At 68.1% G+C, this 14,993-nt stretch carries 14 protein-coding genes; 9 read left to right on the top strand and 5 right to left on the bottom strand.

Annotated features, from left to right (window positions below):
* On the bottom strand, positions 1 to 909 hold the full coding sequence (locus AC07UK_RS23535) for a LysR substrate-binding domain-containing protein (RefSeq protein WP_026201107.1): 909 nt from the start codon (positions 907 to 909) through the stop codon (positions 1 to 3).
* A 124-nt stretch (positions 910 to 1,033) separates the two neighbouring features.
* Between AC07UK_RS23535 and AC07UK_RS23540 the strand changes: the two genes are divergently transcribed.
* From AC07UK_RS23540 to AC07UK_RS23550, 3 genes are all read left to right on the top strand, one after another.
* Positions 1,034 to 2,020, top strand: a complete 987-nt coding sequence (locus tag AC07UK_RS23540; protein WP_013956070.1) for a Bug family tripartite tricarboxylate transporter substrate binding protein — start codon at positions 1,034 to 1,036, stop codon at positions 2,018 to 2,020.
* Positions 2,021 to 2,035: 15 nt separating this feature from the next.
* Entirely contained in the window at positions 2,036 to 2,923 is an 888-nt protein-coding gene (locus AC07UK_RS23545; protein WP_494686330.1) for an N-formylglutamate amidohydrolase, read from the top strand.
* Between the two features lie 251 nt (positions 2,924 to 3,174).
* Entirely contained in the window at positions 3,175 to 3,954 is a 780-nt protein-coding gene (locus tag AC07UK_RS23550) for a BspC domain-containing protein (protein WP_436221174.1), read from the top strand.
* Between the two features lie 80 nt (positions 3,955 to 4,034).
* On the opposite strand, the gene AC07UK_RS23555 is transcribed toward AC07UK_RS23550, so the two are convergent.
* Positions 4,035 to 5,177: a M14 family metallopeptidase gene (locus AC07UK_RS23555; protein WP_436221173.1), complete on the bottom strand. Its 1,143-nt coding sequence runs from the start codon at positions 5,175 to 5,177 to the stop codon at positions 4,035 to 4,037.
* Positions 5,178 to 5,203: 26 nt separating this feature from the next.
* Entirely contained in the window at positions 5,204 to 5,989 is a 786-nt protein-coding gene (gene yaaA / locus AC07UK_RS23560) for a peroxide stress protein YaaA (protein ID WP_436221172.1), read from the bottom strand.
* Positions 5,990 to 6,038: 49 nt separating this feature from the next.
* Here yaaA and AC07UK_RS23565 point away from each other — a divergent pair, with 49 nt between their 5' ends.
* Together AC07UK_RS23565 and AC07UK_RS23570 are read left to right on the top strand one after the other, a co-directional pair.
* The gene (locus AC07UK_RS23565) at positions 6,039 to 6,566 is read left to right on the top strand and encodes a PIN domain-containing protein (RefSeq protein WP_436221171.1); all 528 of its coding nucleotides are present in this window, start codon (positions 6,039 to 6,041) and stop codon (positions 6,564 to 6,566) included.
* 83 nt (positions 6,567 to 6,649) lie between these two features.
* Positions 6,650 to 7,831, top strand: coding sequence for a pyridoxal phosphate-dependent aminotransferase (locus AC07UK_RS23570; RefSeq protein WP_436221170.1), 1,182 nt, complete (start codon positions 6,650 to 6,652; stop codon positions 7,829 to 7,831).
* A gap of 96 nt (positions 7,832 to 7,927) precedes the next feature.
* Here the strand turns inward: AC07UK_RS23570 and AC07UK_RS23575 are convergent, their stop codons facing one another.
* The gene (locus AC07UK_RS23575; RefSeq protein WP_436221169.1) at positions 7,928 to 8,572 is read right to left on the bottom strand and encodes a glutathione S-transferase; all 645 of its coding nucleotides are present in this window, start codon (positions 8,570 to 8,572) and stop codon (positions 7,928 to 7,930) included.
* Between the two features lie 189 nt (positions 8,573 to 8,761).
* Between AC07UK_RS23575 and AC07UK_RS23580 the strand changes: the two genes are divergently transcribed.
* The 4 genes from AC07UK_RS23580 to AC07UK_RS23595 all read left to right on the top strand — a co-directional run bounded on the left by AC07UK_RS23580 (position 8,762) and on the right by AC07UK_RS23595 (position 13,044).
* Positions 8,762 to 10,285 (top strand): 3-hydroxyacyl-CoA dehydrogenase, encoded by a 1,524-nt coding sequence (locus AC07UK_RS23580; RefSeq protein WP_436223052.1) that lies wholly within the window; start codon positions 8,762 to 8,764, stop codon positions 10,283 to 10,285.
* A 33-nt stretch (positions 10,286 to 10,318) separates the two neighbouring features.
* Complete coding sequence (locus AC07UK_RS23585; protein WP_436221168.1) at positions 10,319 to 11,098, top strand: oxepin-CoA hydrolase, alternative type; 780 nt, start codon at positions 10,319 to 10,321, stop codon at positions 11,096 to 11,098.
* An 83-nt stretch (positions 11,099 to 11,181) separates the two neighbouring features.
* Positions 11,182 to 11,907, top strand: a complete 726-nt coding sequence (locus AC07UK_RS23590) for a histidine phosphatase family protein (RefSeq protein WP_494686331.1) — start codon at positions 11,182 to 11,184, stop codon at positions 11,905 to 11,907.
* 60 nt (positions 11,908 to 11,967) lie between these two features.
* A complete protein-coding gene (locus AC07UK_RS23595; protein WP_010809084.1) occupies positions 11,968 to 13,044 on the top strand; it encodes a phosphotransferase in 1,077 nt (358 codons plus the stop codon).
* 67 nt (positions 13,045 to 13,111) lie between these two features.
* Here AC07UK_RS23595 and ggt read toward each other — a convergent pair whose 3' ends face one another.
* A complete protein-coding gene (gene ggt, locus AC07UK_RS23600) occupies positions 13,112 to 14,992 on the bottom strand; it encodes a gamma-glutamyltransferase (protein ID WP_436221166.1) in 1,881 nt (626 codons plus the stop codon).
* Position 14,993 lies beyond the last annotated feature (1 nt).

Below are 14,993 nucleotides of genomic sequence, written 5' to 3' on the forward strand. Positions count from 1 at the left end.
TCAGGCGGGCCGCGCCAGGTCGGCCCCTTCCATCACCCATGCGCGGAACGTGCGCAGCGCCGGCAGGTGCTGCTTCTGCTCCGGATAGCACAGGTAATAGCCCTTCCTGGCCAGCACCTGGGCCGGATGCGCCACCACCAGCGCCCCGGTGGCCAGTTCTTCCTCGATCAGGCAGCGCGGTATCAGCGCAATGCCCAGACCCGACAGCGCGGCCTGCGTGAGCAGCGAAAACTGGTCGAAGCGCGCGCCGCTCCAGGCCTCGCGGGTCGGCACGCCCAGCGTGGCGAACCAGTCGGGCCAGGCTTCGGGAACGGTGGTGTGGTGCAGCAGCGGATAGCGCAGCAGCGCGGCGGGCGTGGGCGCCACGCCGCCGGGCTCGGACGCCAGCAGGCCCGGGCGGCACACCGGCAGCACCTCGCGCCCGGTCATGTAGTCGGCCAGGCTGCCGGGCCAGACGCCGTCGCCGAAACGGATCGCGGCGTCCAGGTCCGGCTCGGAAAAATCGTAGCCCTGCGCGTGCGGCACGAATTCCAGCGTCACCTCCGGATGGCGCGCAAAAAACTGCGGCAGGCGCGGGATCAGCCACTTGGCGCCCAGCGTCGGCATGCTGGCGATATGCAGCACGCCGCCCCGCCCCTGCCGTGCCATCAGCTCGACGGTGGCGGCCTCCAGCTCGTTCAGGCTGGGGCCGATGCGCTCCAGGTAGCGCTCGCCCGCCTTGGTCAGCATCAGGCGCTGGCGCACGCGCTGGAACAGCTCCACGCCCAGGTAAGCCTCCAGGCTGCGCACCTGCTTGCTGACCGCGCCTTGCGTGACATGCAGCTCACGCGCGGCTACGGTAAAACTGTTATGACGCGCCGCAGCCTCGAAGGCCTGCAACTCGGTCAGCGACGGACATAGGCGTCGCATAAATCACCTCTACTTTACGACCAAATGGAATGAGCTAAGGATTTTATTTCGTTTGCGGCACGCTTGCCCGGGCGCGCAGAATCGTGAAATCCACTTTATTCCTCCCCTTCCCCTGGACCCCGTCATGCAACGTCGCCATCTTCTCCGACTCCTGGCCGCCGCTTCGGCCGCCGCCGCTGCCGGCATCTCCTTCAGCGCTTTCGCCCAGGCCGGCTACCCGACCAAGCCGATCACGCTGGTGGTGCCCTTCCCCGCCGGCGGCACCACCGACATCGTCGCGCGCATCGTCGCCGACAAGCTCGGCCAGCAACTGGGCCAGGCCGTGGTGGTGGACAACCGCGGCGGCGCCGGCGGCAGCATCGGCACCGCTTTCCTGTCCAAGGCGGCGCCGGACGGCTACACGCTGGGCATTGCCACGGCCTCGACCCATGGCATCAATCCGGCGGTCTACCCGCGCCTGTCCTACGATGCAACCAAGGACTTCACCACCATCACCAACCTGGCCTCGGTGCCGAACGTGATGAGCATCAACCCGGCGGTCAAGGCCACCGACATGAAGTCCTTCATCGCGCTGGCGCAGTCGCAGCCCAACAAGCTGGCCTATGGCTCGGCGGGCAACGGCAGCGTCTCGCACATGATGGGGGAACTGTTCAAGATGAGCAGCAAGACCGAACTGCTGCACGTGCCCTACAAGGGCGTGGGCCCGGCGCTGAACGACGCGCTGGCCGGCCAGGTGCAGGTGCTGTTCGACAACCTGCCGTCGTCGCTGCCGTTCATCGAAGGCGGCAAGTTGCGTGCGCTCGCCGTGGCAGCGCCCAAGCGCGTGGCCGCGCTGCCCAACGTGCCGACCTTTGCCGAGCTGGGCCTGGGCGAAGTCAACGACGCCGCCTGGTTCGGCCTGATCGCACCGGCCAACCTGCCGGCGGATATCCAGACCAGGCTCCACACCGCCGCGGTCAAGGTGCTGGCACTGCCGGAAGTGAAGGCCAAGCTCGAGAAGCTGGGCGCGACCCCGGTGGGCGATACGCCGGCGCACTTTGCCGCCCAGATCAAGAGCGAAGTGGCCAAGAACAAGCGCGTGGCCGCCGCCGCCAAGATCTCGCTCGACTGATTCCACAGCAACACCATGACCGACACCGACCGAACCACCGCGGACAGTCCGTTCTACCTGTACCAGCCCGAGGGCGAGCCCGCGGCGCTGTTCCTGGACTCGCCGCACAGCGCGACGACCTACCCGACGGACTTCCGCCCCGACCCCGCGCTGCCGCTGGAACTGCTGCGCCAGGCCGAAGACACCTTTGTCGACGAGCTCTACGCCGGCGCCCCGGCGCGCGGCATCCCGCTGCTGTGCGCGGGCTTCCCGCGCAGCTACCTGGACGCCAACCGCGCGCTGGAAGAAATCGACGAAGCCCTGCTCGACACACCATGGCCTGGCGCCAGGCAGGAGACCTCCAAGACCCGGCTGGGCAAGGGCCTGGTCTGGCGCGTGCTGGACACCGGCGAGGCCATCTACGACCGCAAGCTGAGCGTGGAAGAAGTGCAGGCGCGCATCAACCGCTGCTACCTGCCCTATTACGCGCAGCTGCAGAAGCTGGCCGACCGTGCCGTCGCCAGCCACGGCAGCGCCTGGCATATCAACTGCCATTCGATGCCGAGCCACGCCGCGCCATTCGCCACCGAGTTCCCGGGGCTGGAGCATCCGGACTTCGTGGTGGGCGACCGCGACGGCACTACCTGCGACAAGCGCTTCACCGACCGGGTCGAGGGCGTGCTCAAGGAGATGGGCTACGACGTCTGGCGCAACCACCCGTACAAGGGCGTGGAGATCGTGCGCGTGGTGGGACAGCCCCAGGCCGGCTGCCACAGCCTGCAGCTGGAGGTCAACCGCAAGCTCTATATGGACGAGGTGGGCCTGACGCATACCGCGGGCTTTGCCAGCCTGCGCCATGACCTGAACCTGCTGCTCGACGAGCTGCTGCGCTTTACGCGCTCGATGCCGTCGCGCGTGGCCTGACCCGGGCCGGGGCTGCGCCACGCAGCCCCGCATACGCTGCGGGTTCACCGCAGTTGTGCGAGAGAGGGGATTCCTGCTAGTGCACAAGTCACTTGCTGCACGACATCAAGCGTTGGAAGAATGGGTAACAAGATTTAGGAACTTTGTCAGATAGGTTTCCTCTATCATGGCATTCCTTTGCGAACCCATCTTGCCTGCCGGCCCCTGCGGCCCCGCGGGCAAAACCCAAGAACGCACACACCGCTCACACCGTGATCCGACGAATCTCCGAACTGCTCGGCAGCCGGCTCCGCATGGTGGCTGCCGCAGTGGCCGGTGCGATCGCGCTGGCAGGCTGCGCCAATATGCCGGCCGATGATGCCAGCGCCGGCCCTGCCCCGGCACCCGCCGCCGCGCCCGCCCGACCTGCCGCCACCCCGGCACCCGCCACTTCCACTCCGCCCACCAAGACCGTCACCCTGCCCGACCGTGGCCGCGTCAGCCTGTCCGAGTACCGGACCCGCATGCGCGAACAACTGATGAAGACCGAGAACGCCACCAGCGACGTGGCGGACTGCGCCGCCCACGCCAGCTGGGTGGTGCCGCGCTCGGCCAGCTACGATGCATTGAAGATCCCCACCGGCGCACTCGCCGCGGGACAGGCCACGACCGAGCCATGGAGCGGACGCTTCTCGCCCGGCAAGCAGGCCGTGCCGGTCAGCTCGGTGGTCACCTTCGCCGCCACCGCGCACAAGCGCCGCGGCAACGACGACTGGCAGCCGGTGAAGGTGCGCTGCGGTTATGACGACGGCATGATGCTGGCGTATGAGCTGCTGGACAGCGGCGGCGCCACCATCAGCGAACCGGCTGCCGAGCCGGCCGTGCCTGCTGCTACGCAAACTTCGGCAAGCAAGAGCCGCGGGGGGGCCAAGGGCAAGAGCACGGCTTCGAAGTCGGGCAAGGCGTCGGCGTCCAAGTCGTCGAAGTCAACGACCGCCAAGTCCACCTCCGGCCCGGCCAAGACGAGCAGCAAGACCAAGAAGAAGCAATAGGCGCAAAGCGGGCGCACCGCGTCCGCGCCAAGGCCGTTCCGGCCCACCCGGTTTGGTCCGGTTGGGCCGTTTGCGTTGGCTCAGCCCAGGTAGTCCAGGATCGCCTGCAGCATCGCGGTCCCCAGCAGCGCACTGCGCGCGCCGTTCCAGCCGACCGCCGGATCCGGCAGATCGGCATTGTCCTTGAACGGCATCTCCAGCGTCAGCGCCAGGCAACCGAAGGTATGCCCGATGTACTTGGACGCCAGCTTGAGCGCATCCGCGTTGTACTTGCTGGCCGCGTAGCCGTGCACATCCTGGAAATCCGGCGAGACCCGCTTGAAGGCCTCGATAAAGCGCTGCTGCTCGCGCCGGCGCGCCTCGGTAAAGCCCGGCAGCATCTCGCTGCCGGCGACGAAGTTGTACGGCAGTCCCTCGTCGCCATGGATGTCGAAGAACATGTCACAGCCGCTGGCCTCGATGGCGCGGCGCACGTGGTAGACCTCGGGGCTGGTATCCGGGCTCGGCGCCATCCACTCGCGGTTCAGGTTGGCGCCGGCGGCGTTGGTGCGCAGGTTGCCGCGCGCCGAGCCGTCCGGGTTCATGTTCGGCACGATATGGAAGACCGCGCGCTCCAACAGCTTGCGCGCGACCGGGTCGCCCGCCCACATGCCGGTGCCGGTCAGGCGCTGCAGCACGCCTTCGACAAACCATTCGGCCATGCTCTCGCCCGGGTGCTGGCGCGCGATCATCCAGACGGTCTTCTTGCCGGGGCCGGGCTGGCCCAGCGTGACGCGGGTCATGTCGCGCCCGTCCACAGTGCTGCCCAGGTGCGACAGCCGCGCCAGCGGCGAGCGCTGGCAACTAGCCAGCAGCGACAGGTGGCGCTCATCCGGATACGGCTCGAAATACGCAAACCAGATGCTGTCGTGCTCGGGCGTGCATTCCACCGTCATCACCTGGCCGTCGAAGCGCGTCGGCACGCGGAACCAGTTGGCGCGGTCGTACGAGGCCACCGCGCGGTAGTCGCGCCATCCATCCGGATAGGTGCAGTCGCCGGCGTTCAGGAAGTGCATCCGGCACGCCTGCCCCGCCGCGCCCTGCAGGCGGAAATGGAACCACTGGCGGAAGTCGGCGTGCGAGTCGGCGCGGATGCGCAGGCGGATATCGTCGGCGCGGTCGAGCGCCTCGACCTCGATGGCGCCGGAGTCGAATTGCGAAGAGATATGCATGGCGGCAGGCATGGCGGGCAGTCTCGTGGCGATGGGTTTCAGTCTTCCAGGCGGCGGCGGAACACCCAGCGGGTGGCATCCGAGGCCGCGGCGTCGAAGGCGTAGCCGTCCTCGGCAAAGCGCTTGAGCTTTTCCGGCTCGGTCACGCGCTGCGTCACCGCGTAGCGCGCCATGGTGCCGCGCGCGCGCTTGGCGTGGAACGAAATGATCTTGTAGCGGCCGCCCTTCCAGTCCTCGAACACCGGCGTGACGATGCGCGCCTGCAGCACCTTGGGCCGCACCACCTTGAAGTACTCTTCCGAGGCCAGGTTGACCAGCACCGGCGCACCTTCCTGCTTGAGCGCGGCCATGTCGGCGTTGATCATCTGCGTGACATCGTCGCCCCAGAACGCGTACAGGTCCTTGCCGGCAACGTTGTCGAGGCGCGTGCCCATCTCCAGCCGGTAGGGCTGCATCCAGTCCAGCGGGCGCAGCACGCCGTAGAGGCCGGACAGGATGCGGATGTGCTTCTGCGCAAATCCGAGGTCATCTGCCGACAGCGTCTTCGCGTCCAGGCCGTCGTAGACGTCGCCATTGAAGGCCAGCACCGCCTGCTTGCTGTTGGCCGCGGTGAACTCCGGCGACCAGTCGCCGTAGCGCGTCACATTGAGCACCGCGAGCTTGTCGGAGATGTCCATCAGCGCGCCCACATCCTGCGGCGCCAGCTTGCGCAGGCGCTCGATCAGCGTGGCGGAACGGTCGATAAAGCGCGGCAGCGTATGGGTCTTGAGGCGCGGGGGAGTCTCGTAATCCAGCGACTTGGCGGGAGACAAAACGATGAGCATGGCAAAATCGCGGCAGTAGCCAAGGACAAACAAGCCAAGATTGTAGCGAATGCGCCTCGACACCACCCGAACCACCCTCTTCGCCAGCCCCGCCGGCGTCACATCAGCGCCGCGCGTGGTGCTCGACTCCAACATCTGGGTGGACCTGCTGGTCTTCCGCGACCCCCATGTGGAGCCGATCCGCACCGCGCTGGAGGCCGGCACCATCGCCCCGGTGATCCGCGCCGACTGCCGCGAGGAACTGCGCCGGGTGCTGGCCTATCCGCAATTTGCCCGCTTTGACGTCGATATCGATGCCGCGCTGGCCACCGTCGACCGCCTCGCCAGCCTGGAAGCCGCGCCGCCGCAGGCCGACTACGACGCCATCAGCCTGCCGCGCTGCAAGGACACCGACGACCAGAAGTTCATCGAGCTGGCCCACTTTGCCGGCGCCGCCTGCCTGGTATCGAAGGACAAGGCCGTGCTCAAGCTGCGCAGCCGCCTGCGCCGCAGCAGCGGCGTGGAAGTGATGACGCCACCGGCCTTTGGCGCCTGGCTGGCCGCGCTTGGCGCCGCCAGCGCCGCCGATCCGCTTTAGAATGTCGGCTCCCGGCGCCGCCTATTCGGTGGCGCCGCACGCCTGATCGCACCCCGTCCCTACCGCATCGACACGTTCGCATCATGTCCGCAGACACCACCCACACCCAGTTGACGCCGCTGACCCCGCCGCCCTCGCGCCTGCCCGCCGTCGGCACCACCATCTTCACCGTGATGTCGGCGCTGGCCACCGAGAAGAACGCCGTCAACCTGGGCCAGGGCTTCCCGGACTTCGACTGCGACCCCAGGATCGTCGATGCCGTGACCGCCGCCATGCGCGCCGGCCATAACCAGTACCCGCCGATGGCGGGCGTGCCGCGCCTGCGCCAGGCCATCGCCGCCAAGATCGCCAGCCTCTATGGCCACCAGTACAGCTGGGACACCGAGATCACCGTCACCGCCGGCGCCACCCAGGGCATCCTGACCGCGATTCTGTGCGCGGTGCATCCGGGCGACGAGGTGATCGTGCTGGAGCCGTGCTACGACAGCTACCTGCCCGCGATCGAGCTGGCCGGCGCCACCGCCGTGCCGGTCACGCTGGAAGCGCCGGAATTCCGCGTGCCCTTCGACAAGCTGGCCGCCGCGATCACGCCGCGCACGCGCATGATCCTGATCAACACGCCGCACAACCCCACCGGCACGATCTTGCGCGCGGCCGACATGGGCCAGCTGGCGCAGATCCTGGCCGGCACCGACATCCTGCTGCTCTCGGACGAGGTCTACGAGCACATGGTCTACGACGGCCAGCAGCACGCCTCGGTCTCGCGCCATCCTGAGCTTGCGCGCCGCAGCTTCGTGATCTCCAGCTTCGGCAAGACCTATCACGTGACCGGCTGGAAGGTCGGCTACGTGGCCGCGCCGGCCGCGCTGATGGCCGAGTTCCGCAAGGTGCACCAGTTCAACGTGTTCACCGTGAACACGCCGGTGCAGCACGGCCTGGCCGACTACATGGCCGATCCCGCGCCCTACCTGCAGCTGCCGGCGTTCTACCAGGCCAAGCGCGACTTCTTCCGCGCCGGGCTGGCCAACAGCCGCTTCAAGCTGCTGCCGTCGGACGGCACCTACTTCCAGTGCGTCGACTACTCGGCCATTTCCGACCTGAGCGAGGCCGACTTCGCCATGTGGCTGACGCGCGAGATCGGCGTGGCCGCGATCCCGGTCTCGGCCTTCTACACGCAGCCGCGTGAATCGGGCGTGGTGCGTTTCTGCTTTGCGAAGAAGGAAGAGACGCTGGCGCTGGCGCTGGAGCGGCTGGGCAAGCTGTAGGCGCAGGCCTGGCCTCTGCGCCAACGAAAAACGCCCGCGATCCAATCGCGGGCGTTTTACCTTGTGCCGCCGGTTTTGTGGCCGGCTTGTTGCCGGTTACTTGTTGCTGCGGCTCGCCATCAGCTCAAGATTGGCCTTGCGGTCGGCATTGACCTTCTGCACCGATTCACGCGCCGACAGTGTCTTCAGGTAGTCCTTGACCGGCAGGTCGGCCAGCAGGTCTGTGCCGTAGATGATCTTGGTGCACGACGACACCAGCGGCAGGTGCGCGGCGGCGGCGCAGTCGGCCAGCGTGAAGGTGTCGCCGGCGATATACGGCGAGAACTTCGCCAGCTTGGCGAAGGCGGGGACATAGCGCGTCAGCAGCTTGTGCTGGCGGTCCTTGACGCCATCGCTGACCTTGCCGCCGAAGAACGCCTCGGGGTACAGCTCGCGCGCGGTCAGCTCCAGGTACAGTTCCATGAAGACGACGATCTCGCGCACCTTGGCGGCCTGGTACGGGTCGCCCGGCAGCAGCGGCGTCTGCGGATAGGCCGCCTCTACGTAGTCGACGATGGCTTCGGACTCGCACATCGGGCCGGATTCGGTGATGATGTAGGGCACCTTCCCCGCGGGCGTGGCCGCCAGGTCAGTCTGGCCGATCCAGGCCAGCACCTCCTCGAACGGCACGTTCTTTTCCAGCAGCGCCAGCTTCACTTTGTTGTAGTAGTTGCTGGCGGCAAAACCGCAGAGCTTCAGCATGTCGTCTCTCTCCGTTATTGGAATGATCCCCGCATCGCACGGTGCGGATGTCGGGTGATTGTGGACCATCCGGGGTCTGCAGTGTACCGGCTGGCCGATCAGCGCACGCCGCCTGCCCCACCGGACTGTTGCGGAAGGTGCAAAAAACGTACGATCGTGCTAATTTAACCACAACTTTTGGGACGAATGATGAGCACTTTCACCATCGATACGCTGGGTATCGTCGGCACCGGCGCCATGGGCCGGGGCATCGCGCAGATCGCCGCGCAGGCGGGCCTGACCGTCAACCTGTACGACGCCAACCCGCAAGCGGTGGCCGCCGCGCGCCAGTACCTGCAGGACACGCTGGCCAAGCTCGCCGACAAGGGCAAGATCAGCGCCGCCGACGCCGAGGCCACGCTGGCCCGCGTCAAGCCCTGCGGCACGCTGGAAGACCTGGCCGGCTGCGACATGGTGCTGGAAGCCATCGTCGAGAAGCTGGAGGTCAAGCGCGACCTGATCGCCAAGCTCGAAGCGGTCCTGCGTGAAGACGCCGTCATTGCCTCCAACACGTCGTCGCTGTCGATCACCGCGATCGCCGTGGGTTCAAAGCACCCGGGCCGCATCGCCGGCTACCACTTCTTCAACCCGGTGCCGCTGATGAAGGTGGTCGAAGTCATCGACGGCCTGTCGGGCAACCCCGCGGTGGGCGACGCGCTGATGGCATTGTCGCGCCGCATGGGCCATACGCCGGTGCGCTGCAAGGACATGCCGGGCTTTATCGTCAACCATGCCGGCCGCGGCATGAATATCGAAGGCCTGAAGGTCGCGCAGGAAGGCGTGGCCGGGTTTTCCGACATCGACAACATCATGCGCGAGCAGGCCGGCTTCCGCATGGGCCCGTTCGAGCTGATGGACCTGACCGGGCTGGACGTGTCGCACCCGGTGATGGAATCGATCTACAACCAGTTCTACCAGGAGCCGCGCTACCGCCCCTCGCCGATCACCGCGATCCGCGCGGTCGGCGGGCTGATCGGCCGCAAGGCGGGTGCTGGCTTCTATTCGTACGCCGATGGCCAGAAGCAGGTGCCGGCCGCTGCCGCGGTGCCGGGCGCGCGCCCGTCGAGCGTGTGGGTCAGCCACGCCAGCGAGCGCGGCCACGCGATGGTGAGCAAGCTGCTGGGCGCGCTGGGCGTGACCCCGGAAGGCGGCAACAAGCCGTCGGCCGATGCACTGATCATCGTCACCCCGCTGGGCCTGGACGCCACCACCAGCGCGCTGCAACAGGGCCTGGACCCGGCCCGCACCGTCGCCATCGACACGCTGCTGCCGTTCGAGGCCACCAAGCGCCGCACGCTGATGACCACGCCGGCCACCAGCGCCGCCGCCCGTGATGCCGCGCACGGCCTGTTTGGCAGCGACGGCGTGCCGGTCACGGTGATCCGTGATTCGGCCGGCTTTGTCGCACAGCGCGTGCTCTGCTGCATCATCAATATCGCCAGCGATATCGCGCAGCAGCGCATCGCCACGCCGTCGGACATCGACCTCGCCGTCAACCTGGGCCTGGGCTATCCCAAGGGCCCGCTGGCGCTGGGCGATGCGGTCGGCCCGCAACTGGTGCTGGAGACGCTGCGCAACATGGAAGCGCTGACCGGCGACATGCGCTACCGCCCGAGCCCGTGGCTGTGGCGCCGTGCCGGCCTGGGCCTGTCGCTGCTGGCCGAAGAGCAGTAAGCGCGCCACCGCCCCACCGACCGAGCCACGCCCATGCCCGCACAGTTGCTTTCCCACCGCGTCGATTCGACGCTGGTGCTGACCATCTCGAACCCCGAGGCACGCAATGCGCTGCACCCGGACATCTACGCGGCCTCGCAGCAGGCGCTGGATCAGGCCGCGGCCGATGACTCGGTGCGCGCGGTCATCATCACCGGCGCCGACGGCATTTTCTGCGCCGGCGGCAACCTGAACCGGCTGCTCGGCAACCGCAGCCAGCCGCAGGAGGTGCAGGCCGCCAGCATCGCCCTGCTGAACGGCTGGGTCGAGTCGCTGCACGCCTTTCCCAAGCCGATCATCGCGGCGGTGGAAGGCGCGGCCGCGGGCGCGGGCTTCTCGGTGGTGCTGGCGTGCGACTTTGTCGTGGCGGCCAGCAATGCCAAGTTCGTGATGGCCTATGTTTCCGTGGGGCTCACGCCCGACGGCGGCGGCTCGTATGAGATCGCACGCGCGCTGCCGCGCCCGCTGGCCAGCGAGCTGATGATGGAAGGAAAGCCGGTGGACGCAGCGCGGCTGGCGCAGTTCGGGCTGGTCAACCGCGTCACCGAGCCGGGCCAGGCCATGGACGAGGCCCTGCGCCTGGCCGCCGGCCTTGCCCACCAGTCGCCGCACGCCGTGGGCCGCATCAAGGACCTGATCAACCACGCGGCCACCGCATCGCGCGCCGAACACCTGCTGGCCGAGCGCGACAGCTTCGTCGCCGCGCTGCATCACCCCGACGGCGGCGAAGGCATCAGCGCCTTCCTGGAAAAGCGCAAGCCGCAGTACCGCTGAAGCCGGGCGCCGGGCGCCTGGCTTTACCCGAACGGCCAGCCCGCGGCAGACGGGCATGCCGCTACAAAGCAAGGAGACAACGCATGGAATTGCCGCCGTCCTCGCGTCGCCGCATCTACCTGATGCGGCATGGTGCCGTTTCGTACTTCGATGAAGCCGGGCGCCCTGCCCTGCCCGAGATGGTGCCCCTGAACGAGACCGGCCGCATGCAGGCCACCGCCGCCGGGCGCGCCTTTGCCGCCGAACAGATCCGCTTCGACCGCGTCATCGTCAGCGGGCTGCCGCGCACCGTCGAGACGGCTGAGCGTGTGTTGGCCGAACTGCCCGGGATGGACGACGTGGTGCCGGAAGTCTGGCCCGCGCTGCAGGAAATCCGCGGCGGCGACCTGTCCGCCATCGCCGAGCAGGACCTGCGCGACGCCTTCGTCGGCGCCTTCGAAGGCGAAGTCCCGGAAGACAAGCGCTTCCTCAACGGCGAGACCATCGGCCAGTTCCTCGACCGCGTGCTGCCCGCGCTGGAGCGCCTGCGCACCGATCCCGACTGGGACACTGCGCTGATGGTGCTGCACGGCGGCACCAACCGCGCCATCCTGTCGCAGGCCATCACCTGCGGGCGGCGCGTGTTCTTCGGCTCGCTGCTGCAGACCGCGGGCTGCATCAATGTGCTCGACATGGGCGACGGCCCGCTCGACTGGGTGGTGCGCATGACCAACTACTCGCCGCCCACGCCCGTTCACAGCGGCACGCGCCACACCACCATGGAAGTGCTGCTGCACCAGTATTTGCGCGGACGCCAGCCGCAGGGCTGAGTGCGCCGCGGACTTGATCGAATCCCAACCGATACCGAACAGAAAACCAACGGAGACAGCATGACCAGCAACGTATCGCACTTCGAGGGCACGCGCCCGGTGGCGGACCAGCAGCGCTTCGACACCGACGCGCTGGAAGCCTGGATGCGCCAGCATGTGGAGGGCTTTGCCGGCCCGCTGACCGTGGAGCAGTTCAAGGGCGGCCAGTCCAACCCGACCTTCAAGCTGGTCACGCCGGGCCAGACCTACGTGATGCGCGCCAAGCCCGGCCCCAAGAGCAAGCTGCTGCCGTCGGCGCACGCGATCGAGCGCGAATACCGCGTGATGGCCGCGCTGGCCGGCAGCGACGTGCCGGTGGCGCGCATGTACGCGCTGTGCGAGGACGAGTCCGTGATCGGCCGCGCCTTCTACATCATGGAGTTCGTCGCCGGCCGCGTGCTGTGGGACCAGTCGCTGCCGGGCATGAGCACCGCCGAGCGCAGCGCCATCTACGACGAGATGAACCGCGTCATCGCCGCGCTGCACACGGTCGACTACAACGCCATCGGCCTTGGCGACTATGGCAAGCCCGGCAACTACTTCCAGCGCCAGATCGAGCGCTGGACCAAGCAGTACAAGCTGTCCGAGACCGAATCGATCCCGTCGATGGACGCGCTGATGGACTGGCTGCCGCAGCATATCCCGCAGGAAGACGCTGACCTGACCTCGATCGTGCATGGCGACTACCGGCTGGACAACCTGATGTTCCACCCGACCGAGCCGCGCGTGCTGGCGGTGCTGGACTGGGAACTGTCCACGCTGGGCCACCCGATGGCCGACTTCAGCTACCACTGCATGAGCTGGCATATCGCCCCGGGCCAGTTCCGCGGCATTGCAGGCGTGGACTTCGCCGCGCTGGGCATCCCCGACGAAGCCAGCTACCGCCGCCTGTACGAGCAGCGCACCGGCCGCCCGATCACCGGCGACTGGAACTTCTACCTGGCCTTCAGCATGTTCCGCATCGCCGGCATCCTGCAGGGGATCATGAAGCGCGTGGTGGACGGCACCGCGTCGTCGGCGCAGGCGCTGGACGCGGGCAAGCGCGCGCGGCCGATGGCGGAGATGGGGTGGCAGTACGCGCAGAAGGCCAAGGGCTGACGCGGCAACGGCTGCGGCAAGAAAACGGGCGCCGAGGCGCCCGTTTTTCATCCGCGTCGCGTGGCGCTCAATCCCCCAGCGCCACCCCTTCCCGCCGCGGGTCCGCACCACCCGCCCACACCGCCTTGCCGTCAGGCCCCTGCTTGCGCATGATGGCCTGCGTGCCGCTGGTCATCTCGATCTCGGCCACCTGGTGGCCGCGCTGCTGCAGTGCCTGCACCAGGCCCGGCGACACCAGCCCCTTCTCCACCTCGGTCGGGCCGTTGCGGCTGCCGAAGTTGCCCATGCCGATGGCAGCCTGCACGTCCATGTTCCAGTCCAGCATGCCGACCAGGGTCTTGGACACGTACTCGATGATCTGCGAGCCGCCCGGCGAACCGACCGTGGCGACCAGCTGGCCGCTCTCGCGGTCGAACACCAGCGTCGGCGCCATCGACGAGCGCGGGCGCTTGCCCGGCTCCACGCGGTTGGCCACCGGCTTGCCGTTCTCGCTCGGCACGAAGGAGAAGTCGGTCAGCTGGTTGTTCAGCATGAAGCCGCGCACCATCAGATGCGAGCCGAAGTACGACTCGATCGTGGTGGTCATCGAAATCGCCCCGCCGCGGTCATCGACCGCGACGATCTGCGAGGTGGAAACGCGCGGCGGTGAACGGTCGGGCGCGTAAGCCATCGCCGTGCCCGGCGGCACCCCTGGCTGGGCCTTGCCCATGCTCTTGTCGCCGATCAGCTCCGCGCGCGTGGCAAGGTAGGACGGGCTGACCAGGCCGGTCACGTTGACCGGCACGAAGTCGGCATCGGCCACGTACAGGCCACGGTCGGCGTACGCCAGGCGGTCGGCTTCGGAGATCGCGTGGACCGCATCGGGATTGGCCTCCATCACCGCCGGCGTGTTCACGCCCTGCGGCTTGAGCGCGGCCAGCGCGTACTTGGGATTCTTGGTTTCGAGCGCCTGCAGCGTGCCCAGGATCTGCGCGATGGCGATGCCGCCCGACGACGGCGGCGGCATGCCGCAGATCTTCCAGCGCTTGTAGTCGGTGCAGACCGGCACGCGCTGCTTGGCCCGGTAGCTGCCCAGGTCAGCCAGCGACAGCGAGCCGGCATTGCTGCCACCGTTCACCTTGGCGACGATATCGCGCGCGATCGGCCCGCTGTAGAGCACGCCGGCACCGCGCCGGGCGACATCGCGCAGGGTCTGCGCCAGCTTCGGGTTCTTCAGCACCGTGCCGGCCGGCTTGGGCTTGCCCTGTGCATCCAGGAAGTACGCGGCCATCTCCGGCGAATTGGCCAGGAACTTGTCGGCCGCCACCTGCGTGTACAGCCGCTCCGAGATCGGGAAGCCCTTCTCCGCCAGGTCGATGGCGGGCTGGAACAGCTTGGCCCAGGGTAGGCGGCCGTGCTTCCGGTGTGCCATTTCCAGCGCGCGCATCACGCCGGGCGTGCCGACGGAGCGGCCGCCGATCTGGGCCTCGCTGAACTCCATGGGCTTGCCGTCGGAACGCAGGAACAGGTTTTCGGTGGCGCCGGCAGGGGCGGTCTCGCGGCCGTCGAAGGCCTGAACGTTCTTGCCGTCCCAGTACATGATGAAGGCGCCGCCGCCGATGCCGGTGGCCTGCGGCTCGACCAGCGTCAGTACGGCCTGCATCGCGATGGCGGCATCGATGGCCGAGCCGCCCTGGCGCAGGATGGCGCGCCCGGCCTCGCTCGCGAGCGGGTTGGCCGCGGCCGCCATATGGCGCTGCGCATAGGCCGTGGACATGTCGGGGCGATAGCCGGACGACACTTCCGGTGCCGGCGGCATCGCGGCCGGTGGCGTGGTCGCGACCGGAGCGGCAGGCGCGGCCGGCGTGGCGGTCCCTCCGCCCTGGGTACCACAAGCACCGAGCAGCGCCGTCAGGGCAAGGGCCAGCGCGCCGCGCCAAGCCATCGAAGAGAGGTCAGGGTGAGCCATG

It is taken from the genome of Cupriavidus sp. GW821-FHT07C08, from assembly GCF_059419025.1.